We start from the raw sequence: 25,762 nt of genomic DNA on the forward strand, positions 1-25,762 counted from the left end.
CGCGGCGGCAGCGCGAGGCGGAGCTCGTCCGTGCCGAGCTCCGCGTGGTCGACGCCCGCCGCCCGCTCCTCGCGCCCGGGCACGCGGAAACGGTCGTCCTTCTGATCACGGAGGGCCGGGCCGCCAACCCCGCTTCATGACATTTCGGAAAAAGGGGGCAGCGCATCCGACCTACGCGCCGGTAACATAGCCCCATCCGCATCCGACCGGATCGGTGTGCTCTCGGCCGACGCTCCCGGTCCCGCCCGGGGACGAGCAACGAGAGGGGACGCGCGATGCAGCCCACTCTGGACCAGTTCCTCACCGACCGCCTCGACGAGATCACCGCGGAGGTCGCCGGTGAGATCGCCGAGCGCGTCCCCGCCTACACGCACCTGAGGGCGCGGGAGATCCTCGCCCTCGTCCGGGACGCGCTCTCCGCCTACACCGGCGCCCGCGAGACCGGCGCCGTGCTCGACGCGTTCCGCGCCCTCGGCGCCAGCGAGGCCCGCGCGGGGCAGGACGTCCGGCACTTCGAGTCCGCGCTGCGCACCGGCGCGCGCGTCCTCATCCGCCGGACGGCCGGCGCCGCCGCCCGCCTCTACCCGCCCACGGCCGAGTACATCACGGTCATGGAGCAGGCGTTCAGCGCCGAGGGCCGGATCGTCCAGGCCGCCGTCGAGGGCTACCGCGGCGCCGGGCGGCGCCACGGAACGCGCCGCCTCTCCACCCTCGTCTCCGACAACTAGCGCCGCCGGACGGCCCCTGTTCGCGTCGGCGAACCCGCGAGCGGCGCATCATCACCTGTCCACTGGAAGCCGTCATGCGCAAGGCCTGCCCGACAAGCCGCCGAACGCTTGCCGCCGACGCCGGGCAGGGTGAGGACGTCTGCGATGATCCCGATCTACACGACCGACACGGTGCCCATCGACGGGCAGCCGCCGGTCACGAACGCCTGGCCCGTGTGGTCGAGGGCGCCCGACATCGGGCAGGCGCTGGACGCCCTGGCCAGAATGGCGAGCGGCCGCGGCGCGCACGCCGTCATCGGCCTCCGGCCCACGGCGGTGGAGCCCGACAACCCCTACGCCGAGCGCTTCGTGCTCATGGGCGCCGCCGTCGTCCTGGGCGGTTGACCAGGTCATCCGGGGAGGGCGGCGGCGAGGTCGTCCAGGTGGCGGGAGACCGGGCCCAGGGTGAGCAGCCCGCTCTGCGCGCCGGCCGACTCGCCCGCGGCGGGGACGAGTTCGTCGTGCGCGCGCCGCATCACCGCGTGGTCGCCCACGGCGATGGCGGCCTGCGCGGTGAGGCACCACAGGGCCTCGAACAGCAGATCCCGCGGCGGCTCCGGGACGTCCCGCAGCGCCGCGGCGGCCTCGCCGGGACGTCCGCGCGCCAGCAGCACCAGGGGACGGGCCCAGGGCAGGTACGGCCCCCAGGCGGCGGGCTCGGTCTGAGCGGGCCGCCGGTGCTGGACACGCAGGCAGAGCAAGGCGAGCGGCAGCAGGCCACCCTCCAGACCGGGCATGCCGCACCCCTCCATGCGCGCGGCGGCATCCCGGTAGGCGTCCTCGGCCTCCTCGAACGACGCCTCGCCTGACGCGGCGAACCGCAGAGCCCGGTACCACGTCGTGAACACGCCGACCAGCGGACGCTCGTGCCGCTCGGCCAGGCGGTCGGCGGCGGCCGCGTGCCGGTCGGCCCCGCCGAAGTCGCCGAGCGCGCTGCGGGCCTGGAGTCGGATGAGCCGCCCGAGCACCGCGTAGTTCGACAGGTCGCTCCGCGCCGAGAGATCCACCAGCTCCGCGCCTATCCCGTCCCGGCGCGGCGCGAGGCCCGCCCGGTCGAACGCCTGCATGAACGCGCCGTTCAGCGCGAACGCCAGGAGCGCCGGATCGTCCAGCTCGCGGGCCGTCCGGACCGCCGCCCGCGCCGCCTCGCGCCCGCGGTCGCCGCGGGCACCGCGCGACTCCAGCGCGATCGTGGCCAGCAGGCGGGCCCGCGCGGCCTCGTGCCCGTTCGGCGGCAGCCCGGCGAGGGCGCGCTCCGCCGCCGCGACGACCCCGGCCGCCTGGCGCGGATCGTCCGACCGGGTCCAGATCGCCGGGACGTCGAACGCGCCGATCACCCGGGCGGTCAGCTCCGCGTCGCCCAGCTCCTCGGCCGCCGTGATCGCCGCCAGCCGCTGCTCGCGAGCCGCCTCCAGCCCTTCGGCGCCGGTCACCGCGAGGCTCCGCAGGAGGCCGACCGTCGACTCCAGCCGGGCCCGCGCGCCGGACGCCACCGTCCGGTCGTAGGCCTCGGCCGCCTGGGCCCACACACGCGACGCCGCGTCCCGTGATGGTTCCAGGCGGTCGGCTTGGCGGAGGATGTCCTCCTCTAGGCGGCGCAAGGCCGGACCGGGGTCCAACCCCAGTTCCTCGACCAGAAGACCGCGCGCCCTATGGAGGACGGCCAGTGCGTCCCCCTGGCGGCCGCTTCGGTAGAGGGCAAGGGCCAGCAGACGCCAGGCGTCCTCCCGCCAGGGATGGTCGGCGACATGCGCGTCCAGGTCCGGAACCGCCTCGGCGGCCAGGCCCTGCGCCAGCCGCGCCTCGGCCTTCCGCTCGACCGCGCGCAGCCGCAGCTCGGCCAGCCGGGACTGCTCCGCCCGCGCCCACGGCTCGTCGCCGAACTCGGCGTAGGCGGGGCCGCGCCACCAGCCCAGCGCCTCGTCCAGCGCGCCGGCCAGCTCGGCGGGCGGACGCTCCGCGGCCACGACCCGCTCGAAACGCCAGGCGTCCACGGCCTCGGGCCCGGCGCGCAGCGCGTATCCCGGGCCTTCGGTGACCAGCAGCCGGGGCGGCGTCCTCGGCGGACGGTCCGGTTCGAGGACGCGCCGCAGGGCCGCCACGAAGGTGCGGACGGCCCCGACCGCGTCCGACGGCGGATCGGCCCACAGGTCGTCGACGATCCGGGACACCGGCACCACCCGCCCGCGCGCGACGATCAGGCGGGCCAGGACGGCGCGGTGCCGCGGCCCCCTCAGGGCGATCGCGCTCCCGGACCCGTCCCAGGCGGTCACCGGCCCCAGCACCCCGAACAGGACCTCCACGCCACCACGGTATAGCGCGCTCATCGGATGCTCATCCGCGCCCGGCAGCCTGGGACGCATGCCAGCGATCAGCGATTTCGACTACCAGCGCGTCCCCGTCGCCGAGGGCGTGTCCCTCAACGCGGCGGTCGGCGGATCGGGCTCCCCGATCGTCCTGCTGCACGGATTCCCGCAGACCCACCTGATGTGGCGCCACGTCGCCCGCGACCTCGCCGCCGACCACACGGTCATCGTCCCCGACCTGCGCGGATACGGCGAGAGCGACAAACCGTCCGACGGCTACTCCAAGCGGACCATGGCCGCCGACACCGTCGCCCTCGCCCGCGCCCTCGGCCACGACCGCTTCGCCCTCGCCGGCCACGACCGCGGCGCGCTCGTCGCGTTCCGCGCCGGCCTCGACCACCCCGGCACGATCACCCACCTCGCCTGCCTCGACGTCCTGCCGACCCTGGACATGTGGGACGTCATGCACGGCGCGTCGGCCGCCGTCGGCTTCCACCTGTACCTGATGGCGCAGCCGCCCGGCCTCCCCGAGCAGCTGATCGCCGGGGCCTCCGACGCCTTCTTCGGCCATTTTCTCGACGGGTGGACGAACGACCCGTCCGCGATCCCGCCCGACGTCCGCGCCGCCTACCTGGACGCCTGCCGCGCCGCGATCCCCTCGATCGTCGCGGACTACCGCGCGTCCGCCGGCGTCGACGTCGAGCACGACAAGGCCGACCGGGACGCGGGCGCCCGCCTGCGGATGCCCGTCACCGTCCTCCAGCAGGACTGGGGCGCCGCCCTGGGCTACGACGCCGTCGCGCTGTGGGGCGCCTGGGCCGCCGACCTTCAGCACCAGACCGTCACGTGCGGCCACTTCATGGCCGAGGAGGCGCCCGCGGAGGTGGCGAAGTCCCTCCGGGCGCTCCTGGACCGATAGGCGAGACGCACGGGCGGCCCGCGCCTACCAGAAGGGAGGGCCGCCCTGCGTCGCCGCCCACACCCACAGGTAGATGATGAAGCCGGTCGCGACCAGCCCCATCAGGAGTTCCCAGTTGGGCGGCGACGCGCTCCGTCCACGCCTGCGGCTCATGGCGATCGTCCGTTCGTCCGGTGTGCCTCGTTGTGACTGACCTAGCCCGAGGCATCCCGAACAATCCCAGCAACGGGCAAACGTGTATTTGCCCGCCCCTCGTCCGACCGGCCGATCAGGTGACGCGCAGCGAACGGATCAAACTGTTGACGTCCGGCCAGAGCCGCTTGCGGGTCAGGGCCTTTGCACGCTCCCATGAGGTCGCTGCGCACCAGCTCGACCCCCGCTCGGGCAGAGCCGCCAAGGCCCCCTGCGTCACCTCGGCGCCCGCGGCTTCCCGGAGTGCGCCGGACCCCGCTGATCAGGACTTCGTGATTCAGCCGCGTCGTACGGCGGGTCCGGCGGTGAACGGGGAGGGCGAGGCGAACTCAGCGGAGGTACTTCTCGAAGCCCCTCGCCAGGGACTCGGCCATGACCTGCCGGAACGCGGCACTGGACATCCTGGCCGCATCCCCCGCGTTCTTCATGTTCCCGCATTCGATGAACACGGCCGGGACGGTGGACATGTTCAGCCCGCCGAGGTCATCACGCCGGTCGAGGCCGTCCTCGCCGAGGTAGTCGGCGTAGGGGAGGGCCGTCCCCGACCGGTAGGCGTCGCGGATCGCCGTTCCCAGCCGGGCGGACGGCGCCACGATCCCGGCGTTGCCGCCGACGGGCAGCGGCAGGATGACGTGGAACCCGTGCCTGGACGCGGCCGCCCCGTCACCGTGGATCGACAGGGCCGCGTCGGCGCGCGCGCGGTTCCCGATCGCCGCCCGCTCCGTGACGCACGGCCCCACCCCCGTGTCGCTGCCGCGCGTCAGCTTCACCGTGGCGCCCCTGGCCCGCAGCGCCTTCGCCAGCCGGTTCGAGACGTCCCAGGTGAACGCGTGCTCGGCGTAGCCGTCCGCGGTGGCGGTGCCGGCCGTGTTGCAGGCCTTGCGGCCGTTCCCGACCCACACCGGCTTGCCGATCACCTCGGGATGGGACGCGTTCCCGCCGTTGTGCCCGGGATCGATCACGATCACCTTCCCGCCGAGCCGTCCCGCCGCGGGGGAGCGGCCGCTCTCCGCGGCCGGCGGCTCGCTGCCCGTGGCGGGCCGGGCATGACAGGCGACCAGGCCCAGGCAGGCGAGACCGGCGGCCACGGGCTTCCTCACACGCTTCTCCATGGGCCGCCTCCCCCTCGACACCGGCCTCCCACCCGGATTTTTGCGCCGGCCCCCTGGCGCTAAACGGAACGGGCGGGAGGTCGTCCCTCCCGCCCGTTCCGTCCAGCGCCCGGCTCGGCTCTTCGTGAACTGGGCGATCGCGCCGAGGACCGCCGTGTCGGTGAGGTAGCCGATGTGGGTCTGGCAGGCGACGTTGTGGTTGTTCGCGCCGTCCAGCCGCGTGCTGGTGTAGGGGATGATGATGCCGTCGCATGCCGAGTACCAGGTGGCGTACTGCGTGCTGCCGGGTGTCTCGTCCCCCGCGGTGATCTGCTGGATGAACGTCGACCCGGGCAGCATCTGCCGGCACGTCTCGTAGATCGTGCAGGCACTGGCGTACGTCGTCCCGTGGTTGGCGCCCGCGATCGACGCCAGGTGCGCGACGCTCGGGTTCCCGTTCAGCACCTTCAGGTAGTACTGGCTGACCAGGCCGCCCATGGAGTGGTTGACGATGTCGACCTGGGAGGCGCCGGTCCGCGACTTCACCTGGTTCACGTACGTCGCGAGCCCCGCCGCGTTCTGCTTGTTGTCGCCGTAGGAGTTGTACTCGTAGGCGAACAACTGGTCGCCGCTGTAGCCCGCGGCGCGGAACACCGACATCGCGGTGACCCAGTTGGACGCGCTTCCGGTGTACCCGTGCATGAACACCACGGGCCGCGGCCCGGCCGCCTGCGCCGGCGCGAGACCGACTCCGAACGCCGCCAGCGCCGCGAGCGACGCGACGAGGGAACCGAGAACCCTTCTCATGGAACCTCCAGGGGTGGGACAGCCAACGACCGGAGTCTGACCCCCGCCGCCCCGGCGGGCATCGGCGAAATCACCGGCCTTCTCCGGGCCATCGTCCGGGCCTTCGCCGGGCGCCCGCCGGCCCGGCGCGCCGGGCCGCGGTCATTGCCCGCCGCTGCGCCGGAGCTGTCTCCGCGAGGTGATGCCGAGCTTCCCGAACGTCTTGCGCAGGTGCCACTCGACGGTGCGCGGGCTGATGAACAGCCGCGCCCCGCGCGAAGGCGTCCATCCCCATCTCGGTGAACGACCCGTAGGCCGTCCTGAGCTGCTCGCGGGCGGTCCGCCGGTGCCGCTCGCGGCGCAGCCACCCGCCGTACAGGAGATGGGCACGGGCCAGCTCGCCGTGGACACCCGCCCGCCCCAGGAGGTCGATCGCCTCGCGGTAGTGGCCCTCCGCCGCCGAGCCGGTGCTCAGAAGGGCCTGCGAGCGCGCGTGGACGCCCAGCGCCCAGTCCGTCCCGGCCGGAACCGTCACCTCGCTGAGCCGCCGAAGGGCCGCTGCCGCGCCCCGGCGCACCGCTCCGGGATGACGCCTCGATGTACTCCACCAGCGCCCACGGAGCGGAACCCACATCCGCCGGACGATCCTCCCCGGCGTCCGGCACGGCGGCCAGCGCCTCGGCGTCCGCCGGCTCCCCCGCGAACACGTCCACGGCGACCCGCTGGGTCAGCGCGAGCGGCAGCGCCGTGGCCTGCCCGGACTCCCGGGCGAGCCGGACATGCCGGGCGGCCGGCACGTCCCACGTCCCGAGGTCCCACAGCGCGGCGGCCATCACCCCGGCGGGCCAGAGCCAGCGCAGCCCGTCCTCGTCCGGCAGGCCGGGGCCGCGGAAGACGCGCGTCGCCTCCTCCGGGACCGGCGCGCTCGCGGCGAGGCCCTCGGTGATCCGCAACGCCATCCCGTCCAGGAGGACGTCGGCCGGCCGGCCCTCACCCTCCGGCGCGGACCGCGCGGCCCGGGCCGCCTCGGCCTCCCCGGCGCCCTCCGCCAGCGGACCCGCGAACAGCGCCGCGCTGATCGCCTCCAGGGACGTCTCGCGCTCCGGCGCCGCGTCCAGCGGGGCCAGCCGCCGGGCGGCGTCGAGCAGCAGGCGGGGAGCGCCGCGGCCCCGGTCCACGGTGAAGGCGATCTGGGCGCGCGGCAGTTGGACCTGACTCCGCCGCGCCTGATCGAGCGGGACGGCCTCCGCGACCGACAGCAACCGCAGCGCCGAATCCGGGTCCCCGGCCTGGTGGGTCGCCCGCGCGGCGGCCAGTCCGCCCCGCGCCCGCGCGAGCCGGCCGAACGCTCCAGCTCCGCCGCGATCCCCTCGTCCGGCGCCCGCGCGCCCTGCGCCGGTCTCCGAGAGCAGACCGAGAACGGCCAGACCGACGAGGAACCGATCGGGAGGAGGCCCCGAGCTCAGCCCCAGCGCCGTGTGCAGCGCCCCGCGCTGGGGATCGGGGAGCGTGCCGAGCCCCGTCCGACAGCGGTGTGCAGAGCTGGTGCAGCCCCGCGAAGGCCAACTCCGTCTCGGACGGGACACCCGTGATCCGGACCGTCCGCAGCTTGGGCGCCCGCTCGACCAGATACTCCAGCAGCGCCGTCTTCCCCACACCGGGCTCACCGTGCAGCACCAGCGCCCGGCTCTCACCGCCGCGCACGCCGTCCAGCAGCGCGTCCAGCTCCGCACACCCACCGCGTCGACCTCGAAGCACCCGGCACCCATCCGATCGGTTCCGCCCCTCCTGTCAGACCTGGTCGGACGGCCTAACGGGAGAGGCAAGATCTCTCGCTCCCGGGGCCTCCCTTTGCCGTCTTCGGGGAACCCCCAGGGACCGGGCCAGTGGCACACCCTGGTCCCCTCCAGGTCCGGTCCGGCGAGAGCGGACGTGGAGTCGAGCGGAGCCGAGCGGAGGAAACGCCCATGAGCCGACACATCCTGGAACCGGCGGCGCAGGAGTTCGCCGACGCGGCCGCCAAGCCGCCGCTGCTGCACGAGCGGGGCGTGGAGGGCGCCCGCAGGCTCCTGGACGACGTCCAGGCCGCCCCGGTCGAGATGCCCGGGATCGCGGACAAGTGGATCAACGTCCCGGCCGCGGCGGGCGACGTGCGCGTCCGCCTGGTCAGACCGCCCGGCACACCCGGCGCGCTGCCGGTCGTCCTCTACGTCCACGGCGGCGGATGGATCCTGGGCAACGCCGGCACCCACGACCGCCTCGTCCGCGAACTGTCGACCGGCGCCCGCGCCGCCGTGGCGTTCGTGGAGTACGACCGCTCACCCGAGGCCCGCTACCCGGTGGCGATCGAACAGGCCTACGCCACCGCACAGTGGATCACCGGCAACGGCCGGGCCGAAGGGCTCGACACCTCCCGGATGGCGGTCGCGGGGGACTCGGTGGGCGGCAACATGGCCGCCGCCCTGGCCATCCTGGCCAAACGACGCGGCGACGTGTCCTTCGCGCACCAGTCGCTGTACTACCCGGTCACCGACGCCGCCCAGAACACCGCCAGCTACCGCGAGTTCGCCGACGGCCCGCACCTGACCGCCAAGGCCATGGCCTGGTTCTGGGACGCCTACACCACCTCTCCCGAAGAACGCGCCGAAATCACCGCCTCACCCCTGCGCGCCACCCTGGAAGACCTGGCCGGCCTCCCGCCCGCCCTGGTCATCGTCGACGAGAACGACGTCCTGCGCGACGAAGGCGAGGCCTACGCCCGCCGCCTCACCGAAGCAGGCGTCCCCACCACCAGCGTCCGCTACAACGGCACGCTCCACGACTTCATGATGCTCAACCCCGTCCGCGACACCCACGCCACCCGGGCGGCCACCGCCCAAGCCGTCGCGGCCCTCAGAACCGCTCTGCACACCGTCTGACAGGAAAGGCAGTCCCATGAAGATCGTCGTCATCGGCGGCACCGGCCTGATCGGGTCGAAGCTGATCGCGAACCTCACCGCGCAGGGCCACGAGGCCGTCCCCGCGGCCCCGAACACCGGCGTCAACACCCTCACCGGCGAGGGCCTCGCCGACGTCCTCACCGGCGCCTCGGTCGTGATCGACGTGTCGAACTCCCCGTCCTTCGAGGACGACGCCGTCCTGCACTTCTTCGAGACCTCGACCGGCAACCTGCTCGCCGCCGAGGAGAGGGCCGGCGTCGGCCACCACGTCGCCCTGTCGATCGTGGGCGTCGAGCGCCCGCCGGAGCGCGGCTACTTCCGCGCGAAGATCGCCCAGGAGACCCTGATCGAGAAGTCGCCGATCCCCTACTCGATCGTCCACGCGACGCAGTTCTTCGAGTTCACGAAGGCCATCGCCGACGAGGGGACCACCGACGGCAAGGTCCACATGGCCCCCGTCTTCTACCAGCCCATCGCCGCCGACGACGTCGCGGACCAGGTCGCCCGCGTCGCGACCGCCTCCCCGCTGAACGGCCGGGTCGAGATCGCGGGCCCGGACCGCTACCGCATGGACGAGTTCTTCCGCGAGGCCCTGTCCATCCGGAACGACCCGCGCGAAGTCGTGGCCGACCCGGACGCCCACTACTACGGCGCTCCCCTGAAGGAAAACAGCCTCGTCCCCCTGGGCGAAGCTGTGTTGGGCAAGGTCCACTACAACACCTGGCCCGGCCGCACCCAAACCCCCAAGTAACCACTATTCAGGGCGTTGAACGCCGTCCCAGACAGCCGTTGCCCGGCCGCCCCGAACCTCGGGCGGCCGGGTCCACAACGGCCGTCGCCCCGGATCTCGCGCTCGCCGCCCAGCGGTGACTTCGAGCTCGACGAGACAGCCCTCCGCAACCTCCTGGGCGCCGTCGAGACCCTCGCAGACGTCACGAAAACCACCTCAAGGACTTCTGACAGCGGCGGGGGCTGCCTTTGGACAGCCCGAACGTGGATGGACGACGGGCGAGGCCCGAGTCACCGCGACGGCGGGAAACTGAAGACCGCCAAACCCCGAGATGTCATGCCGCCCGGGCGGGGGAGCGAAACACCTCACGGACATGCCAGGCGATGTGCTCGTCGTCCACGTCAGGGAAGGCCTTCTGCGGCGCAGTGACGGGACGTCCCGCCAGGTCGTGGACCTGAGCACGCGCGGCCACCCCGCGCCCGACATACCGCGCCGACACGATGACCCGCCGGTCGTCGGCTATGCCGAGTGCGCCCTTGTCGAAGAGCTTGTGATGCAGCGCGCACAGGCAGATGCCGTTGGTGACGTCGTCGGGACCGTCGAAAGCCCACCACCGGACGTGTGCGGCGTCCAGGCCGACCGCAGTCCCGTTCAACCAGCCGTCATAGCCGCAGAACGCGCACCGGTACTCGTAGGCGACCATGATCTGTTCACGAAAGGCGCGATCACGCCGCCGCGGGATCACCGCTCCGGCCGCCTCGACCGTCTCCAGATCGATCCCGGCGGCCGCACAGATGTCGTCGTGCAACGAGGGCTCGAAATTGACGTCCAGAATGGCACGGCACAACTGCGCCAACAGCCGCGGATCGCGACGAAGCGCGGCCGCCAACTCACCGCTCAGCCGACCACGTGCAGCCTGAGCGCGCAGGACACCGACATGAGGCCCAGGACTGGCACCGCCATCAACAGTCTGAACCTCCCACAACCCATCGCTGGTCAGGTAGTGAAAGGGATATGCGGGACTGGTCTTCCGCGGCGGCCCGAACTCCCGCAGCAGTTCGGCGAGGTGCGCCTCGACCTCGCTGTAGAACATCGGAGCATCGCCCCACCGCTGAAAATGCCCAAGCGCATACAGCAGCAGCAACGGCTTGTGCGGCGCCCGCTCCCCACCTCGCGACCACCGGCGGACCCCCGTAACCCGCTCAACCCAGTCCACCCCGGCACCCTACGGGACCTCCACCAGCAGCCACATGACCACGGTCTCCGCGAGCGCGGCACGGACCTGCGCCGGCCCGGCGGCCCTTCTAGCCGAAGAGGACGCAAGAAGCACCGGCTCACCGGGCATCAGCCGGGGACGACAACGACCCGATCGCGAGTCGTCAGTGTCCGTGCGGATACAAGAAGTCGCTCAGAGCTTCGTTTGTGATCGGTGAGTCGGAGGGCACATCGATTGCGCAGAGTATCCGCACGATCACAAACTCAAGATCTTAGGGAGCCCCCCATGGCCCGTTACGAGATCACGGTAGAGACCGGCAATGTGGAGAACGCCGGAACCGACGCCGACGTCCACATCACCCTCTACGGTTCAGTCGCCTCCGCCGGCCCCGTCAACCTCGACGACAGCAGGGACAACTTCGAGCAGGGCGCCCTCGACCACTTCACGCTGGATCTGACCGAGGTCGGACGGCTGGAGACCATCGTCATCGGCCATGACAATTCCGGGAACAAGCCCGGATGGTTCCTGAACCGGGTCACCGTCACCAAGGCCGGCGACACCGCGGAGTTCAGCGCCTACCGCTGGCTCGCCACCGACGAGAACGACGGCAGAACCGAGGTGCGCTTGACCCGCCAAAGATAACGGTCGGACCCGGTCACGCCCCGAAGCCCTGACCGTGATCCACAATCGCTCAGCCATGAGATAGCCGGCGGGAGAAGGGCCGCGCAATTCGGCCTCTTCTCCCGCCAGCATCATGACTGGTGCGAGAATCTAACAATGACCCTCCAACGCTTGCGATAGATGGCTGCGCCCCGGCAGTTCGCTTAGACGCCCTGGATCTCAACCCGCCAGAAGAATCGGATTCCGGAGAGATCTCTCGGCAGGTGAAATTTGAACCCACCGCATCTTCGTCCCGAACTCCAAATCATGGCCATTTGGGGGTCGTGCAGGTAAAGCGGATTCGCGTTAAAATCCCAGGTGGACGGCGGGTTCCGGTGTCAGGCGCTCACGGACGAGGATGACCGGTTCGCCACCGTCCACGGACAAATCACGGACGGATGATCATGGGGAGATCGCCTCGTGGGATACGCGAAGAAGCGCAAAGGCAACAATGGAAAGTACCGCTACACGGCCTGCTACGTCGACATCAAGGGCCGCCTACGGTCAGCCGGGACATACTCCAACAAAAGGGAAGCCGACAAGGCGTGGCAGCGAGCCGAGGTCGAGGTCTCCAGAGGCCGAACCGGCGATCCGGGCCGCGGAAAGCAGCGGTTCAAGGATTACGTCGAGCAAGTCTGGCTCCCGAACCACGAGGTCGAGGCCACCACCCGTGAGGGCTACACGTACGCGATCTACAAGCACATCATGCCGACGTTCGGCTCGATGCGGATGATCGACATCCTCCCCGAGCACGTCCGCGCGTGGATCACAGCCCTCAAGAACCAGGGCATGAAGCCCGTGACCATCCGCTACAACAAGATCATCCTGAGCGCCATCTTCACCACGGCGATGGACGACCAGGTCACCTTCCTCCACCCCTGCCGCGGCGTCCGCACACCCCCGGTCGTCCGCAAGCCCCTCGAGATCATCACCCCCGAGCAGTTCGACGACGTCTACAACGCCCTCCCCGAAGGCACCTTCCGCCTCCTGGCCGAAACCGAGATCGAAAGCGGCCTCCGCTGGGGCGAACTCAGCGAGCTGCGCGTGAAGGACATCAACCTCAGAACCCGCATCCTCACAGTCAGCCGCACGGTCGTCGAGCTGAACCCGAAGTTCCACCCGGAAGGCCGCCACTTCCTCGTCAAGGACTACCCGAAGGACAAGGAGTTCCGCCGCTTCAAGCTCAGCACCCAGATCGCCGAGAAGCTCGAAGAGCACATCAGGTCAGCGAACCTCGCACGAGAAGACCTGCTCTTCCAGATGCCGCCCCAGGACAAGCCACGAGCCCGCATCACCGAGATCCCAGACCCGGAGACACTCGGCCGCACGGAACCCAATGAGAAGGGCCGCACCTACAACCACGGAACCCTCAGCGGCTACACCGCCGGCCGCTGCCGCTGCGACTACTGCCGAGGCGCCTTCACCCTCTACCGAGCCGCCCGCCGCGCGAAAGGCAAGGACAACCCTCGCCCCCGCCGCGTCCGCGAAACCGACGGCCACATCCCCAACGACTGGTTCCGCCGCAGAATCTGGTACCCCGCCCTGGCCGCCGCCGGCCTCAACTTCAAGCCCACCATGCGCGACCTACGCCACGCCCATGCCTCTTGGCTCCTCAACGGCGGCGCCGACCTCCAGGTGGTCAAAGAACGCCTAGGCCACGCCTCCATAGCCACAACCGAGCGCTACCTACACACCCTCCCCGACGCCGACGAAACAGCCCTAGAAGCCCTCGCAAAGACTCGGAGTAGGTCAAGCACTCGATAGCCGCCACGGCTGTACGCCAGCGAAACTCGCGCTTTCAAAGCCACGGGTTATCGCTAGGCCTACGAGAAATGCCGCTCGCGTATGTTGATGACCCCTCAGGCCCGGTAATAGTGCGTCGCGTCGATCACGCACGCCGTGCATCAACGCACTGACATGCCGATGACCGTATGTCGATCTGAGCTACCTTTGAAAGTTGATGAGCGACCGCCGAGGAGTGTCTAGCCGACGCCTTGGCGGCGTTCGCATGGTGGGGAGGTCTAACTCGCTGTGTCTAGAATCCGGTCGGACATCTCCGCGGGAGTGCTGCCAGTGCGTTGTGCATCTTCAAAGAGTTCTCGTCCGAAGTCGACAATTAACCTTGCATGGGACCGCTTGCGCTTCATCTCCTTAGCACCAAGACACCCAATGCCACCGTCTTCGCGACGCCTTTGTGGTGCCCCAGGCGGTACCTACTCAGTGCCTTGACGTGTACCGAATGTGGCGGCGAGGATGGGAGACGGAGGGCGTAGATGACGGGGATCTGGCACGAGACTGAAAGCGGCCACCTGGTGGCGTTGGAGGCCGAGCCGTTCGAGCGAGAGCAAATCCTGCACGACAGCATCGAGCGGGGAGCGGCGATGCTTCCGCTTCCAGGCCAGCCGACATTGGTGATGCTCGGGCGGGAAGTACAGTTGGGCAATGGTTACGCCGATCTGATCGCGGTGGAGGCACAGACCGGGCGGCCAGTGGTGATCGAAGTGAAACTCGCCTCCAACGCCGACCGCAGGCAGGTCTTCACCCAGACGCTCGGCTATGCTTCCTACCTTTTCGGACTCTCCACCGAGGTGTTCGGTCAGCTCATGCAACCCCACCTGGCCAGACGCGGCTACGCTTCGATCGTCGAGGCGGTTGTTGCCGAGGTTGGTGACGGCTCGGTGGAAATCGAGTCTTTCAACGCCAATCTGGCGCAGGCGCTGGAGGAAGGGTGGTTCCGGTGTGTGGTGGTATTGGACACCGCCCCCGCCGACTTGATCGAACTCACCGGCTATCTACAGGCCGTCACCAACGACCGCCTAGACATCGACGTGGTGACCGTGACCGCCTACACCCTCCAAGGCAGCCGAGTTCTGGTGCCTCAACTCATCGAGCCCCAGCGCACAGCGGCGTCACCGGCCCCAGCGCCGAGCCGCCGTGAGGCCAGGCCGGCACCCGGGGCACAGGCTTTCACGGACAGCATCGACCAAGCTGATCCAGCGCATCATGAATTGCTGCGACGGTTGCTCGACTGGGCGCAGCACCTACAAGCCGAGGACTTGGCCACTCTCTACACCACCGTCGGAAAGGGGCGCTGGGTCCTCAATCCACGCCTCCCCGGCCAGAATCGAGGGCTGGTCACCATCTGGAACGACGGCGGCGCCTACCTCAGCCCGCAACGGTCGGTCTTCCAGGCTGAGGCTCCGCAGACACTGGCTCGTCTAGACCAACGCCTCCCGGGCGAGATTCGGCAGAACAACTATCTCACCAGCCCACTCGACCAGGGTGTTCTCGCGTTGCTCACCGACGCCTACCTCGAAGCCCGTAGAGAGGGAAGACAGACCTAACGACGCGTGGCAACATCCTCTTCTGCTGCTGGTCGTGCGCTGCTGATCGCGGTGCCCACACGGCGGGCGGCGTCAGGGTTCGGCCGGGATGTCGCTGAGGTCGAGCCGGTACCAGTCCGCGGACATGAGGATGCGCAGGTCGGGGCCGAGTCCGATGACGCGCGCGTCGCTGGGGAGTTCCTGCCTATCCGGGAGTACGCACCGGTATTACTCGGTGCCCCTCATCTGGTTGTCGGTCAGTTGGCCTGCGACCAGGCGGTCGTGGTCGACGCCGCCGGCGCCGTCCCAGCCGGTGAGTTCTCCATTGCGGATGATGGGGAAGCCCGTGTAGCAGCACGTCCAGGCCGTGTCGGCGTCGACGTTGAGCGCATAGCAGTCGCTGATCGCGCTCACGGGTTGTTCGCGTGGGAGGGGTAACGCCAGTCGACTTCCAGGTTCGGGGAGAAGCACGCGAGCCCGCAGGAGCCGTTCGGTGCCGGGGGGCGTCGGCTTCGCCCCAGTCGTAGTTGCCGTAGACGCCTTCGTCGAAGTAGCACACCCAGGCGTGGCCGGTGCTGGTGGTGAAGACGTGCTCGATGCCGTCCCCGAGCGTTTCGGCGGCTAGAGCAGTCCCGTCGGCAAAGTAGATGATCGCATTGAGAACCAAACCGTCCTGGTGATGAATGACCTGGTGAGGGGTGCGTCTTCGGCCTATCGACTGTGCCGTCCTGCCGTCGGGCCGTCGTGACCAACACGCTGCCGTCGCTGTGGACAGCAGCGTGGCAGCCGCGTGGATCAGACTTGCTTTCGGGCTCGACGCGACCTCATCTTGGACTCGGCCGCGCTGGTCACTATCGGGTCGGTCTTCTCTTGCTCAGATGCGTTCGCCGTGTTCGAGGTAGCGGGTGCTGCCGTCGCGGTGGGCGGTGTGGGCGTGGAGAAGACGGCGAGCGAGACGCGGGATGGTCAGGTCGTGGATCTGGGCGATGTCGTGGAAGTGGTAGCCGACCAGTTCGCTGGGTTCGAGGCGGATGGCATTGAGTTGGTCGGGGTTGAGGGTGCCGCCGTCGAAGAGGAAGAGGACCTTGTCGCCCTCGGCCGAGTTGGGGGCCCAGTCGGCGACCAGGAGGCGTCCGATCTCTGGGCGGATGCCTAGTTCTTCAGCGACTTCGCGCTTCGCGGCTTGGTAGGGGGTCTCGTCGCGCTCGACGTAGCCGCCAGGGATGTCGCGGTAGTCCTTGTAGGACGGGTCGACCAGCATGATGTGGTCTTGCGCGTTGAAGAACAGGACACCTGCCGCTGCTCGGGCGTGGGCGAAGGTTGCTGCCGGGTCATCGGTCACGGGTGTTGAGCGTAGGAGATCGGGCTAGATGATGCTCATTCGGCGAGCGAGATCAGCCAGGAGGCGGCTTCTCTTGCCGGTAGCAGTGCCGCGGAGCTGGTGGACGAGTTGGCGGCTCATGACGTGGGCGTGCACCTGTTCGGCAGCCCGGCGCTCAGCGGTGAGCAGTTCGCTGATGGCCTCATCGACCTTGTTACGGGCCCGGTAGGCGTTGACGACTTCAAGGCTGTGGCGGACCGAACGTTCGACAGGTAGGTGGGCGGTGATGATGCCTGGAATGAGGTCGAGCGCGGTGGGGACATCACCCAGCGCCATGGCTGCAGTGACGCGGTGGATCCGCACGTTTGTGGGGCCAAAAGCCGTCCACAGGTGGTTGGCGTCCGCGCCGAGCGCGTCGGCCATCTGCTCGGCACGTCTCAGGTAGTCCATGGCACCGGCGCGGTTGTGGGCCCGGGCAGCGGCGACGGCTCCGGGGAGTAGCAGGGTTCCGTGGATCGACAGCAGCGTAGGTGAGAGATCAGCATGTTGGTGCTGTAGGTATCGCGACGCGTGCTGGGCCATTGTCGCTGCCTCGTCGAAGCGGCCTTGGGAGTGCAGTGCGTGGATCACCGAGCGGAACAACGACCCAATGATCGTGGGGTCTGCGGTGCGTTCGGCCGCCGCCAGTCCGCGCTGAGCAGCGATCCAGGCGAGGTCGGCCTCACCGAGCTTGGTGAGCAGCATCGCGGCCGACTGGTTGGCAAGGGCGGCGAGCCGGTCGGCGCTCGGTCGCTGTTCCTCGCGGGCTTCCCGGGCGGCGAGGTGGGTCTGGGTGAGAAGTGTGGGCAGGCGGGCGAGCAGCTGTCCGTAGCGTGAATGCTGGTAAGCGGCCATCACTTCTGCCACATCGCGGCGAAGTACCTCCAGCCGGGGCGGTTCGGGCTCTGCTTCGATCGCTGCCAGCAGTGGGGACAGTTGCCGGTAGTCGGTGAGCGCAGAACGGACCGGGCTGACGTCCAAGTGGGACGGCTCACGACGCATCGACTCGGCAGGGTGTGGGTCGATGATGTCGAAGACGGAGATGCGCAGGGCATCGGCGAGTGCCCTGATGATCGAGAGTCTGTCCAAAGCTGCACGATCATTCTCGATCTTGCTGAGCCAGTCTTCCGTCCGTCCGACCAGGCCAGCCAAGACCTCTTGAGGCATGCCCCGCCGGACGCGGTGCCAGGCCACGCGCTGACCTGGCGATAGGTGCTGCAAGTGATCGGCCATCACAGCCCCCTGTCAGGCGACCCCGGAATTTCTTTCCGGGTCGCACCCCTCATGCGGTTTTAACGTCTTGGACGTCGCGCCGCAACGCGTCCGACGGGTTCGAGTCGAGGCGATATGTACGGGACGGGCCAGATGTATCAATTAATCGCAAGTCCATTCCTAGGCGGCTTCCTGGTGCTGAAGCCGGGGGAGACCCGAGGTATCAAGATTTCGCAGGCGGCCTACCGGTTACTGGCCGACGCCGAGGTGCTTCCTGATTGGCTAACGGCAGCCGCCCGAACCGCCTGGAGGATCGACCTTCGCGGGCAGCAGTCCGGCGATCACCTGCTCATCCGCTGCGAGTCGAACCACGGGTTCGGCAAGGCGACCTATGAGCTGAATCTTGGCTGCAACTACGACTGTGAGCACTGCTACCTCGGCCTCAAGACCTTCGATGGGCTGGGCTGGCCCGAGCGTGAGCGCATGCTGGAGGCAATCCGGGATGCCGGCGTCCTCTGGCTCCAGCTCACAGGTGGGGAGCCAATGGTGGATCGGCTGTTCGCCGCCGTCCACACCAAGGCCTACGAGCTGGGCATGATGGTGGAGATCTTGACCAACGGCTCCCGGCTGGCCAACCCCAAAATGCTCGACCTGCTGACGACCTACAGGCCGAGCAAGATGAGCCTGAGCGTCTATGGCGCTACAGCGCAGACCTACGACGGCCTCACCCGGAGGCCAGGCTCCTTCCGCAAGTTCATGCGCGGGCTGTCGGCGGCGCACGAGGCCGGCCTTCAACTGGATCTGAGCCTGATCATCACCAACCGCAATGCCCATGAACTCCACCTCATGCGCCAACTGGCCGAACGGTTCGGACTACGACATCGCGAGTACGCCAACATGTCCCCGACCATCCACGGCGGTGCTGAGAGCCTGCCCTCCCAGTCACCCCAGTTCCTGAGTAAGCGGGCACCCTTCACCGGCTGCGACGCCGGGTACACGTCGTTCCACGTCGACCCGTTCGGCCGGGCGAGCATCTGCAAGATCGGCCGTGACCCCAACATCGACCTGGTACGCGAGGGGCCACAAGGGCTCCAACGCCTGGGCGGCATCAGCGACAACCTGCTGCGCCGCCAGGGCGGATGCACAGGCTGCACGCTCCAGGGCACATGTGGGACGTGCATGCCGCTGGTGCAGCTCTACCGCAAAGCCAAAGCCCCGCTGGCCACCTACTGCCAGCACCAAGAGCCCCGAGAGGAGGTATCCCAGTGAGTATCACGATCGAGGTGCAGGACGGCCCCGCGACCGAGGAAGCCGTCGTCGAGATCGTCGAGGATGTCAATGACGCAGCCGAATACGCCATCGGCCTCGGCTGCGGCGACGACAACCCGTATCAATGACGACGCGTAGGGCACCGCAGCACGGCCCCTCGCCCATCCCCGCAGGCGAGGGGCCCCTCCAGTACGGTTCCGATGTGACCGAACGGCTCCCCTGGCACCAGACGCAGGCACTGATCGAGAAGCACACCGGGCTGGTGATCACTGCTCGCCCGGTCAGCGAGGGCTTCAACTCCGAGATCGCCGTGATCATCAACGACACCACGTTCGTCAAAGGGCTGCGCACCGATCACCCCCGCGCCTGGACCCAGGAACGTGAACGCCGGATCAACCCGCACATCCAGAACGTCTCGGCTCCGCTTCGATGGACGGAGATCACAGGTGGCTGGGACCTCAACGGGTTCGGCTTCATCGACGGCCGTCCCGCATCCTACGAGCCGTCCAGCCTCGACCTCGAACTCATCATCGCCATGATGGCTCACTGGCCACCCGCCCCTGACGGTGTCGAACTCAAGCGAGCTGAGCAACGCTGGTCGAGTTACAGCGACCACTCTGAGATGTTCGCCGGCGACTGGCTCTCGCACACCGACTGGTCACCCACCAACATCCTCATCGGCAGTGACAAGCGGGCATACATGCTCGATTGGGCCTGGCCCACCAGAGGGGCCCGCTGGATCGACCCTGCCTGCTGGATCGTCTGGCTCATCGCCTGCGGACACCATCCGGCGCAAGCACAGGCCTGGGCGTCCAAGATCCCGCTCTTCGTCGCCGCGCCCGTCGACGCGGTGACGGCATTCGCCAAAGCGCAGGCCGCGATGTGGGAAGACATCGGCGACCACGCACCCCACCCCGGGCTTGCCGCAGCAGCAACTCGCTGGGTCAAGCACCGAACCGCCTAACGCACCCCTCAACCCGGTGCGCCAAGAACGCTGGAAGGACACACATGGCCCTCCAGGTCCATCCCTCGACAACACTGATTCCTCCTCACCAGGAGGAAGCGGTCCTCATCGACAATGCCATGATCGACCTCGTCCGCGCCATCTGGGCGAGGCGCTGGCAAACCGCTGCCTGCTGCCAGGACACAGGTGAGGCGGTCGAAGCCGAACGCAACGCCGTAGAGCCTGTCGGCGAGCCGACGGGCAACGCTGGTTTCATCGAGTACTACCGCGGGTGGGCCTGGCTCAAGATGCCGCGCGGCGATGCGCTCGCCCTCCTCAGTGATCTGGCGACCGATGACCAGTTCCGCGAGTTCGTCACCACCCGATGGGCCCAGGGCTCCTGGCGACTCCACACGCCCGTCGTCTGGACAGGCGAGCGATTCACGACAGCCGCCTTCGTCCAGGTCTACTTCCCGTCAAATCAGATCATCGCGCTGACGAAGGCGCTCATCCCGGACGAATGATGCATCAACCGCCTGCGTGGGCGCTGGACGGCAGTGAGCGGCTCACCTTGGAGGGCTTCCTGGAGTCGCTCGGTGAAGCCTGGGCACGCACCGAGCAGCGCTTCCTCAAGTTGGAGTGCTGGCAGTCATACCTTGAGGCCGACGGCGTCCGATCGCAGGAGGCGTTCCAAGCGGGCGACGTCGCGCTGGCCCGCCACCTCCTGGAGGAGGAGGCAATGGAGGACGAGCCTCTTCGCGACGAGGTGAGGTCGCGGAACCTGAAGTTCACTCGGGTGCGGCTTCTCTCCTACCCTCTCACCGACTACCTGCACTACGAGATGATCAACTATGAGGTGCGGAGCCGGCTGGCAGAGCGCATCGAGTTCTTCGTGCCGCCGTCTCCCGTGTCCAGTTACTTCGACTTCCTCTGTTCGACTCCCACACCGCCCTCATCCACGACTACGGGCCCGGGCCCATCGGCTACCAGACCGGCGGCTGGCTCACCCACGCCCCAAAGACACTGCACGCCTTGGCGGAGATCGTCACCGACTTGCGCATCCACGGCGAGCAGGCGTGGCCGCTGGACGGAATCCCGGATCGACCCCGCGCTTAACTTGGCGGTGCCAAGCCAGACGGCATGAGGCTCCCGTCCCATGAGTCATGCGGTCTTCGCGGGCTCCGCGTCGCCGTCGAGCTCCCCGAGTCCCGGCTGATGCTGTAGCGAGGGCCCCATAAAGGACGGCCCCGATACCTTCGGCGGCCTCTCGCGATGCCTTCGATACGCGTCTCTTGGCGCGCAGCCAGCTGCTCAGCCTCAGAGGTTGTAATGACCTCGACGAATCTCCTCGACTAGCTGCGAGAAAGCCGAACGCGTCATCGTCAAGTTGTCGCCGGCAGGGCGCTTGGAGTCGCGCACGGCGACGAAGGCCGCCGTGGCGGCCAGTTCAACGCACTCGTTGCCCGTAGCGGTGCTCTTGGAAGCCTTGCGCCACTTGACAGTCGAAGGGCCTGTGGAGGGGGTCATGAGGTCAGGGTATCTACAGCTCTTCGGCGATCGCGGTGATGAACGCTGCGCTCTGGCCCTCGTTGAGAGAAGCGTCCCAGACGGCTTCGAAGGCGGCGTTGCATCGAACCACGTGGTCAGCACCTTCGATATAGACGTTGCCGTAGATGCCCTCGGAGTAGCCGATGTCGGGGTCCATCGGGTCGGAGTAGCCGAGGATGACGAAAGAACCTTCGACGCCAGCACGAGCACCGACCGCGTACGGCAGAGCGCGAAGGTCCACGTTCGGTCGCTGGGCTACACGGGTGAGCTCGATGAGCTGGTCACGCATCACCTTGGGGCCACCGATGAGTTGCCGGAGCGCCGATTCGGCGAGAACAGCCTTGAGCATGGGCGCGTCTGGTCGGCTGAGCAATGTCCTGCGCGCCATGCGAGCGTGGAGCCGCTTGTTCACCTCGTCCGGGGCGTTCGGAACGCCGGCGGAGATGATGGCCCGTGCGTAGTCCTCCGTCTGAAGCAGGCCAGGGACGAGCTGTACGTGGTAGGTGCGAATCTCTGATGCTTCATCCTCCAAACTGACGTATCCACCGGTGAACACCCCGGAGTAGGCAGTCCACCATCCGCGGCGTCCCGCGTCCCGCGCCAGCTGGACGAGGGCGGCGTGCACCCCGTCTTCGGCCCCATAGAGGTCGAGGATGCGCCCCACATCCGCCGCTGTGGCCCTGGTCTTTCCGGCCTCGATCCGGCCGATCTTGAACCGATTCCAGCCCAAGGCTGCCGCCGCTTGGTCGAGCGTCATCTCGGCGCGTTCGCGGTGGGCTCTGAGTTCGCGGGCCAGCCTGCGACCGCGAGCGGTCAGGCTGTGGGGTACCGGTGCCATGACTTCAGTGTGCCGGAAATCGGTCGCTCTGTGCACTGTTTTGACCACACAAAGCTAAAAAGATCATGCACAGTGCATTGACGGTCAGCTCAGAGCGTGGTCAGATGCTGGTAAGTGAGCAGCAAGAACGCGAACTCGAGCGGAACACCGCACGCAAAAGACAGCCGCGCGGCCAGCCTACGGATTGGAGCCCCTGGCCGGCCGCGCGGCCTTCATCCCCCGTGACGGGAGACCAGATGAGAATAGCCCCGAGCGGAATCACGCCCTCCTATCCCCAGAGCCGAACTGGCTCCTTGCATGCCGTCGGGACGCGTCCCGACGAGGCACCCACGATGGCCGACGCAGACACAGTCAGAGCCATACGCGACACCGCAGCTTCTCGGAGTAGCGCCCATGAGCTAAGCGGACGACGCACGCCACCACAAGGGATCGACCAGTTGTGGTGCATCGATGCCTCCGGCCGTGAAGAGGCCATTCCACTGGTACGCCGCTGGGTTCGTTTGCTGCTCGCCGACCAACCCGAACTGGCCGGGGCATTCGAGCTGATCGTCAGCGAGTACGGCACCAACGCGCTCTGGCACTCGGCCAGTGGCGTGCCCGGCGGCCGGATCAGGGTGGAACTCCTCATCAGCAGCCGACGAACCCTCCTCACGGTGGTGGACGACGGCCCCACCTCCGCCCGAAAGGACAAGGAAGTCGATCCTGCCGAGCACGGACGCGGCTTGCTTCTGGCTGACGCGTACGCCGACGAGACCGGCCAGGCTGACCGCGCCGACGGCCACGCCGCCTGGGCCCTGATCAACCACTGAGACCAGGACGCGCGCTTCACCCCCTGGTGCGCGTCCTTCGCCGACCGTCCTGGTCGGCAGTCGTGCGGCCGGTGGATTGTCCCCCCGGAATCCACCGGCCGCACGACACCCCATCCATGCGTCGCTGGCCACCCAGCACTTGACGAGCGCGCTCGTCGTGTTCGCCTTGGAGGTGACGTTGTGTCTTTCTCTGAGTCCGCCGCCGGTACTGGCAGCAGCCCTGGCCCGGCTGCCGCTCCGTGGGACCATGGCCCGGCACTAGAATTGGATCTTGACCAGGTGGTGGAAGCTCTGCGGCGCCGCTACCCCGGCCTGTGTATCTATTGGGGCGAGTACACCGGTTCCCTCTGGGCCTTACTACCTGATCACTTGGTCGAGACGAAGAGCGCCAGTAATCTCGCTCGACGCATCGACACGCTCCTGGAGCGCCCCACGCGCCGGAGCATAAGAAGCCCCCATATCCAGCGCGATGTACCATCCACTCGGGCACCCGACGGCATCTGGGACACGTCGGAGGCGAAGGCGCCCACCGCAGGAGGGCAAATCTGGGTTGCCAATCCGATGCCGCGCCGACTGCATAGCAGCCTCCTTCGCTGGCTCCATGTTTCTTGGCGCCGAATCTTGGCTCTTGCTAATGGAGAGAGTAGCCGCATGGGGCATCGACGTAGGCCGCGGCGCTGGTTGGCAGGACCAGCGCTCAAAACTCCGCGATACGAACCCTCTTATATCGATGGGCTAGAAGCCGGCGTCTGACCCGCGCGTCTCAATCGGCAGGCGCCCGACACTATGATCTGAACCCATTGCCATCGACGATTCACGCCAAGTTGATCGAATGTCTGCAATCGCACTAATTCGCGCTGCCGGTCTAACGCTGGAGATGCGCCTTGTCCAGTTCTTTCTGGAAAGGTACCTCAAGTCTAGAGAGTTTCAACAGGCACGAGTTTGCTTAGTTCATCCGCGCTGACCGGGTACTTTGTTTTCATAAGATCCGAATATGAGCGGAGCGCCCTGGCGATCTGAGCCTTGGATCGAGGGGCTAGATGCACCGTCAGGAGATCGTACAGCAGCTGGGTGTAGTCCTTTCCGCTCGCCATCTTTCCTTGTTGGCGACCTTCCGGAGTGTCTATCCACATCGCACAAAATGGCGCTTCTGACATCTTCCAGGTAAGGCTCGCCAGGCGCTTCATCAACTCCTCCCAGGTCATCGTCTCCTGTTCGAGGATGTGTCGTACCACTCGAGCCACCTGCACCTGCACCGCTGGACGCATGAACGGATGACCCGCCCCCTCCCGCCCCTTGGGGGCTCGTACGTCTTTGGGGGACTGCGCTGCCAAGTAGCGGCGCTGTAGATCCCCACAGGCCTCCAGCAGACTCTGAATTCGACCAGAGAGAACTTCGTAACTCTGGTCGAGGAGCTCATCATCAGCTCGCTGGTTCGACGCGTTCAACGTGCAGGGGAGGTCAAAGCCGATCTCCTTGACGATGTCATAAACGACACCGATAGCGCTCCAAGCTGGGCTGGATGAAGGGATTGACCGGCCTGCCAGGACAAGCTCACCTTCATCACCGACTTTGCTAAACACCAGTACCGTCTTGTCGCGGCTGATAAATTCGTGCTCATCGAGTAGCTGTCGGGTGAGGATAGCGAAGCTGTCATCCTCGTCGAGGGCGATGTTCTCCTGCAGATTGGTGCTCTTGGCGTTGCGATTTATGTTGGTGAACAGTCTCCGTGTGCGGCGCCGCCCTTGGGGAGTGTTGAAATGGGGCACTACGATGACGTTGATGTCTTCACTGCCCAGGTCGGGGTTTCGTTTGACGGCGTCCTTGATTGCCTTAAGGCGGTGCTGCCCATCCAACGCGAAGAACTGCTGGGTGCCATCAAAGGTGAGCACGCCGAAGTTGCGATCCAGGCCAGAGAGAATAGCTTCATTCTCTGCGTCCATTGCGACTTCGAGGTAGTTCGGGTTGCCGCCCCATACCGCGACAATGATGGCGCCGAGAAAGCGGTTTTCGTTTGTGAGTAGGTATTCAGTGATCTGAGCCGTGCGTGTACCGACGCCTCGTTGAATCATGGTTCCTAGGTCCTGATTTCCTCCCAATTCATGGGCGAAGCTGATCTCGCGAGCGACTTGCGCGTAGCTCATAAGGCAGGAAAAGTAGGTCCAGTTTCCAACCTGAGCCTTGAATGCGGGTACGAAAGTCTTGGAGGTCATCTAAAATCCTCTCGTGTAGCTGTTGCGATTAGCTGGCATCCCACAGCACGGGTTGGGGATTGGTCTTCAGTCGAGCACGCAATCTAGGGCGGCTATGACTATTTAGTGGTGGGTTGTAGAGAGTGATAAGTCTCTCTTCAAGGTTCCTAATCACGGAACGATCTTCGACCGTTGCAAACCAAAATTCGAGAGGTCGAAGAGCGAGGTAGTAAGTAAGACGATCGGACCTTGCGGTCGGCGGCCCCTCTGTCCAGAGGCGCTCGGGATTGCCGCGCAGGTGCTTCTTATAGTCCTTGAACCTGTTACGGAGCGTATTACCGCGCTGGCCTGCGCCGCCGGCCTGGCCGATGTATAGGACCTGATAAAAGCTCGTCTGCGACTCGTCGGCCATCCTCAATCGGATCGCCGGGCGCCACACGAACATGTAGAGCCCCGCCTCGTGAGGGAGGGAATCGGTGAGGCTCTCGACCGCCATGGCGCGTTCCCATGGGGAGGCAAGCTCGGTCAGGTCGTCCTGTAAGACCTTGTGTGCCGGGATATCAAGCATCATGGCTATGCCGAGCTGAAGGTTCAGAGCAGGGCTTGCCTCGGCACGATGTCGGATGACAGAGCGTTCGTGCGCGTTGGTTGATGCCATACCT

27 protein-coding genes and 1 pseudogene are annotated in these 25,762 nt (G+C 67.5%); 15 read left to right on the forward strand and 13 right to left on the reverse strand.

All coding sequences use genetic code 11. The annotated features are described in order from the left end of the window. Nucleotides 1–275 precede the first annotated feature (275 nt). Together ACQEU6_RS29980 and ACQEU6_RS29985 are read left to right on the forward strand one after the other, a co-directional pair. Entirely contained in the window at nt 276–728 is a 453-nt protein-coding gene (locus ACQEU6_RS29980; RefSeq protein ID WP_499336392.1) for an RsbRD N-terminal domain-containing protein, read from the forward strand. A gap of 144 nt (nt 729–872) precedes the next feature. Beyond that, nucleotides 873–1,112 (forward strand): hypothetical protein, encoded by a 240-nt coding sequence (locus ACQEU6_RS29985; protein ID WP_499336393.1) that lies wholly within the window; start codon nt 873–875, stop codon nt 1,110–1,112. Between the two features lie 5 nt (nt 1,113–1,117). Here the strand turns inward: ACQEU6_RS29985 and ACQEU6_RS29990 are convergent, their stop codons facing one another. Then, nucleotides 1,118–3,094: an AfsR/SARP family transcriptional regulator gene (locus ACQEU6_RS29990; RefSeq protein ID WP_499336394.1), complete on the reverse strand. Its 1,977-nt coding sequence runs from the start codon at nt 3,092–3,094 to the stop codon at nt 1,118–1,120. A 34-nt stretch (nt 3,095–3,128) separates the two neighbouring features. Here ACQEU6_RS29990 and ACQEU6_RS29995 point away from each other — a divergent pair, with 34 nt between their 5' ends. After that, on the forward strand, nt 3,129–3,992 hold the full coding sequence (locus ACQEU6_RS29995; RefSeq protein ID WP_499336395.1) for an alpha/beta fold hydrolase: 864 nt from the start codon (nt 3,129–3,131) through the stop codon (nt 3,990–3,992). 24 nt (nt 3,993–4,016) lie between these two features. On the opposite strand, the gene ACQEU6_RS30000 is transcribed toward ACQEU6_RS29995, so the two are convergent. From ACQEU6_RS30000 to ACQEU6_RS30010, 3 genes are all read right to left on the reverse strand, one after another. After that, nucleotides 4,017–4,145, reverse strand: coding sequence for a hypothetical protein (locus tag ACQEU6_RS30000; protein WP_499336396.1), 129 nt, complete (start codon nt 4,143–4,145; stop codon nt 4,017–4,019). Between the two features lie 368 nt (nt 4,146–4,513). After that, nucleotides 4,514–6,082: an alpha/beta fold hydrolase gene (locus ACQEU6_RS30005; protein ID WP_499336397.1), complete on the reverse strand. Its 1,569-nt coding sequence runs from the start codon at nt 6,080–6,082 to the stop codon at nt 4,514–4,516. Nucleotides 6,083–6,152: 70 nt separating this feature from the next. Then, nucleotides 6,153–6,596 carry a hypothetical protein gene (locus ACQEU6_RS30010; RefSeq protein ID WP_499336398.1) on the reverse strand — a complete coding sequence of 148 codons (444 nt, stop codon included), beginning with the start codon at nt 6,594–6,596 and terminating at the stop codon, nt 6,153–6,155. Nucleotides 6,597–6,658: 62 nt separating this feature from the next. Between ACQEU6_RS30010 and ACQEU6_RS30015 the strand changes: the two genes are divergently transcribed. Next, nucleotides 6,659–7,276: a hypothetical protein gene (locus tag ACQEU6_RS30015; RefSeq protein ID WP_499340611.1), complete on the forward strand. Its 618-nt coding sequence runs from the start codon at nt 6,659–6,661 to the stop codon at nt 7,274–7,276. Between the two features lie 222 nt (nt 7,277–7,498). On the opposite strand, the pseudogene ACQEU6_RS30020 reads toward ACQEU6_RS30015, so the two are convergent. Next, nucleotides 7,499–7,819: pseudogene (locus tag ACQEU6_RS30020) on the reverse strand (ATP-binding protein); the annotation flags it as partial. 209 nt (nt 7,820–8,028) lie between these two features. On the opposite strand from ACQEU6_RS30020, the gene ACQEU6_RS30025 reads away from it, so the two are divergent. Further along, entirely contained in the window at nt 8,029–8,979 is a 951-nt protein-coding gene (locus ACQEU6_RS30025; RefSeq protein ID WP_499336399.1) for an alpha/beta hydrolase, read from the forward strand. Nucleotides 8,980–8,995: 16 nt separating this feature from the next. Further along, the gene (locus ACQEU6_RS30030; RefSeq protein WP_499336400.1) at nt 8,996–9,751 is read left to right on the forward strand and encodes an SDR family oxidoreductase; all 756 of its coding nucleotides are present in this window, start codon (nt 8,996–8,998) and stop codon (nt 9,749–9,751) included. Nucleotides 9,752–10,064: 313 nt separating this feature from the next. Here the strand turns inward: ACQEU6_RS30030 and ACQEU6_RS30035 are convergent, their stop codons facing one another. Continuing rightward, nucleotides 10,065–10,946 carry a phosphorothioated DNA-binding restriction endonuclease gene (locus ACQEU6_RS30035; RefSeq protein ID WP_499336401.1) on the reverse strand — a complete coding sequence of 294 codons (882 nt, stop codon included), beginning with the start codon at nt 10,944–10,946 and terminating at the stop codon, nt 10,065–10,067. 285 nt (nt 10,947–11,231) lie between these two features. Here ACQEU6_RS30035 and ACQEU6_RS30040 point away from each other — a divergent pair, with 285 nt between their 5' ends. From ACQEU6_RS30040 to ACQEU6_RS30050, 3 genes are all read left to right on the forward strand, one after another. Continuing rightward, complete coding sequence (locus ACQEU6_RS30040) at nt 11,232–11,588, forward strand: PLAT/LH2 domain-containing protein (protein ID WP_499336402.1); 357 nt, start codon at nt 11,232–11,234, stop codon at nt 11,586–11,588. 438 nt (nt 11,589–12,026) lie between these two features. After that, nucleotides 12,027–13,370, forward strand: coding sequence for a tyrosine-type recombinase/integrase (locus ACQEU6_RS30045; protein WP_499336403.1), 1,344 nt, complete (start codon nt 12,027–12,029; stop codon nt 13,368–13,370). Nucleotides 13,371–13,879: 509 nt separating this feature from the next. Beyond that, on the forward strand, nt 13,880–14,950 hold the full coding sequence (locus ACQEU6_RS30050; RefSeq protein ID WP_499336404.1) for a hypothetical protein: 1,071 nt from the start codon (nt 13,880–13,882) through the stop codon (nt 14,948–14,950). Nucleotides 14,951–15,157: 207 nt separating this feature from the next. Here the strand turns inward: ACQEU6_RS30050 and ACQEU6_RS30055 are convergent, their stop codons facing one another. From ACQEU6_RS30055 to ACQEU6_RS30065, 3 genes are all read right to left on the reverse strand, one after another. After that, complete coding sequence (locus ACQEU6_RS30055; protein ID WP_499336405.1) at nt 15,158–15,343, reverse strand: hypothetical protein; 186 nt, start codon at nt 15,341–15,343, stop codon at nt 15,158–15,160. 460 nt (nt 15,344–15,803) lie between these two features. Next, nucleotides 15,804–16,271: an NUDIX domain-containing protein gene (locus tag ACQEU6_RS30060; RefSeq protein ID WP_499336406.1), complete on the reverse strand. Its 468-nt coding sequence runs from the start codon at nt 16,269–16,271 to the stop codon at nt 15,804–15,806. 24 nt (nt 16,272–16,295) lie between these two features. Further along, nucleotides 16,296–17,522, reverse strand: coding sequence for a helix-turn-helix domain-containing protein (locus tag ACQEU6_RS30065; RefSeq protein WP_499336407.1), 1,227 nt, complete (start codon nt 17,520–17,522; stop codon nt 16,296–16,298). A gap of 114 nt (nt 17,523–17,636) precedes the next feature. Between ACQEU6_RS30065 and ACQEU6_RS30070 the strand changes: the two genes are divergently transcribed. The 5 genes from ACQEU6_RS30070 (at nt 17,637) to ACQEU6_RS30090 (ending at nt 20,857) form a co-directional block, all read left to right on the forward strand. Further along, nucleotides 17,637–18,770 carry a radical SAM protein gene (locus ACQEU6_RS30070; protein WP_499336408.1) on the forward strand — a complete coding sequence of 378 codons (1,134 nt, stop codon included), beginning with the start codon at nt 17,637–17,639 and terminating at the stop codon, nt 18,768–18,770. Continuing rightward, nucleotides 18,767–18,898 carry a hypothetical protein gene (locus ACQEU6_RS30075; RefSeq protein ID WP_268248267.1) on the forward strand — a complete coding sequence of 44 codons (132 nt, stop codon included), beginning with the start codon at nt 18,767–18,769 and terminating at the stop codon, nt 18,896–18,898. The genes ACQEU6_RS30070 and ACQEU6_RS30075 overlap by 4 nt, the downstream gene beginning before the upstream one ends. 74 nt (nt 18,899–18,972) lie before the next feature. Then, nucleotides 18,973–19,734: a hypothetical protein gene (locus tag ACQEU6_RS30080; protein WP_499336409.1), complete on the forward strand. Its 762-nt coding sequence runs from the start codon at nt 18,973–18,975 to the stop codon at nt 19,732–19,734. Nucleotides 19,735–19,778: 44 nt separating this feature from the next. Then, nucleotides 19,779–20,237 carry a hypothetical protein gene (locus tag ACQEU6_RS30085; protein ID WP_499336410.1) on the forward strand — a complete coding sequence of 153 codons (459 nt, stop codon included), beginning with the start codon at nt 19,779–19,781 and terminating at the stop codon, nt 20,235–20,237. A gap of 47 nt (nt 20,238–20,284) precedes the next feature. Next, on the forward strand, nt 20,285–20,857 hold the full coding sequence (locus tag ACQEU6_RS30090) for a DUF6879 family protein (protein ID WP_499336411.1): 573 nt from the start codon (nt 20,285–20,287) through the stop codon (nt 20,855–20,857). 173 nt (nt 20,858–21,030) lie between these two features. On the opposite strand, the gene ACQEU6_RS30095 is transcribed toward ACQEU6_RS30090, so the two are convergent. Together ACQEU6_RS30095 and ACQEU6_RS30100 are read right to left on the reverse strand one after the other, a co-directional pair. Further along, complete coding sequence (locus ACQEU6_RS30095; protein WP_499336412.1) at nt 21,031–21,240, reverse strand: DUF397 domain-containing protein; 210 nt, start codon at nt 21,238–21,240, stop codon at nt 21,031–21,033. A 13-nt stretch (nt 21,241–21,253) separates the two neighbouring features. After that, a complete protein-coding gene (locus ACQEU6_RS30100; protein WP_499336413.1) occupies nt 21,254–22,099 on the reverse strand; it encodes a helix-turn-helix domain-containing protein in 846 nt (281 codons plus the stop codon). Nucleotides 22,100–22,536: 437 nt separating this feature from the next. Between ACQEU6_RS30100 and ACQEU6_RS30105 the strand changes: the two genes are divergently transcribed. Further along, entirely contained in the window at nt 22,537–22,908 is a 372-nt protein-coding gene (locus ACQEU6_RS30105) for an ATP-binding protein (RefSeq protein ID WP_499336414.1), read from the forward strand. 917 nt (nt 22,909–23,825) lie between these two features. Here the strand turns inward: ACQEU6_RS30105 and ACQEU6_RS30110 are convergent. Beyond that, complete coding sequence (locus tag ACQEU6_RS30110; RefSeq protein ID WP_499336415.1) at nt 23,826–25,121, reverse strand: DNA sulfur modification protein DndB; 1,296 nt, start codon at nt 25,119–25,121, stop codon at nt 23,826–23,828. A gap of 28 nt (nt 25,122–25,149) precedes the next feature. After that, nucleotides 25,150–25,758 carry a hypothetical protein gene (locus ACQEU6_RS30115; RefSeq protein ID WP_499336416.1) on the reverse strand — a complete coding sequence of 203 codons (609 nt, stop codon included), beginning with the start codon at nt 25,756–25,758 and terminating at the stop codon, nt 25,150–25,152. Nucleotides 25,759–25,762: the final 4 nt, after the last annotated feature.

It is taken from the genome of Spirillospora sp. CA-108201, assembly GCF_050936235.1.
Classification (GTDB): Bacteria; Actinomycetota; Actinomycetes; order Streptosporangiales; family Streptosporangiaceae; genus Spirillospora.

Bases quoted from the DNA above. Each gene is read 5' to 3' on its own strand.
- ACQEU6_RS29980 (WP_499336392.1), top strand. From the start codon at position 276: ATGCAGCCCACTCTGGACCAGTTCCTCACCGACCGCCTCGACGAGATC.
- ACQEU6_RS29985 (WP_499336393.1), top strand. From the start codon at position 873: ATGATCCCGATCTACACGACCGACACGGTGCCCATCGACGGGCAGCCG.
- ACQEU6_RS29990 (WP_499336394.1), bottom strand. From the start codon at position 3,094: ATGAGCGCGCTATACCGTGGTGGCGTGGAGGTCCTGTTCGGGGTGCTG.
- ACQEU6_RS29995 (WP_499336395.1), top strand. From the start codon at position 3,129: ATGCCAGCGATCAGCGATTTCGACTACCAGCGCGTCCCCGTCGCCGAG.
- ACQEU6_RS30000 (WP_499336396.1), bottom strand. From the start codon at position 4,145: ATGAGCCGCAGGCGTGGACGGAGCGCGTCGCCGCCCAACTGGGAACTC.
- ACQEU6_RS30005 (WP_499336397.1), bottom strand. From the start codon at position 6,082: ATGAGAAGGGTTCTCGGTTCCCTCGTCGCGTCGCTCGCGGCGCTGGCG.
- ACQEU6_RS30015 (WP_499340611.1), top strand. From the start codon at position 6,659: ATGTACTCCACCAGCGCCCACGGAGCGGAACCCACATCCGCCGGACGA.
- ACQEU6_RS30025 (WP_499336399.1), top strand. From the start codon at position 8,029: ATGAGCCGACACATCCTGGAACCGGCGGCGCAGGAGTTCGCCGACGCG.
- ACQEU6_RS30030 (WP_499336400.1), top strand. From the start codon at position 8,996: ATGAAGATCGTCGTCATCGGCGGCACCGGCCTGATCGGGTCGAAGCTG.
- ACQEU6_RS30040 (WP_499336402.1), top strand. From the start codon at position 11,232: ATGGCCCGTTACGAGATCACGGTAGAGACCGGCAATGTGGAGAACGCC.
- ACQEU6_RS30050 (WP_499336404.1), top strand. From the start codon at position 13,880: ATGACGGGGATCTGGCACGAGACTGAAAGCGGCCACCTGGTGGCGTTG.
- ACQEU6_RS30065 (WP_499336407.1), bottom strand. From the start codon at position 17,522: ATGGCCGATCACTTGCAGCACCTATCGCCAGGTCAGCGCGTGGCCTGG.
- ACQEU6_RS30070 (WP_499336408.1), top strand. From the start codon at position 17,637: ATGTACGGGACGGGCCAGATGTATCAATTAATCGCAAGTCCATTCCTA.
- ACQEU6_RS30085 (WP_499336410.1), top strand. From the start codon at position 19,779: ATGGCCCTCCAGGTCCATCCCTCGACAACACTGATTCCTCCTCACCAG.
- ACQEU6_RS30095 (WP_499336412.1), bottom strand. From the start codon at position 21,240: ATGACCCCCTCCACAGGCCCTTCGACTGTCAAGTGGCGCAAGGCTTCC.
- ACQEU6_RS30100 (WP_499336413.1), bottom strand. From the start codon at position 22,099: ATGGCACCGGTACCCCACAGCCTGACCGCTCGCGGTCGCAGGCTGGCC.
- ACQEU6_RS30110 (WP_499336415.1), bottom strand. From the start codon at position 25,121: ATGACCTCCAAGACTTTCGTACCCGCATTCAAGGCTCAGGTTGGAAAC.
- ACQEU6_RS30115 (WP_499336416.1), bottom strand. From the start codon at position 25,758: ATGGCATCAACCAACGCGCACGAACGCTCTGTCATCCGACATCGTGCC.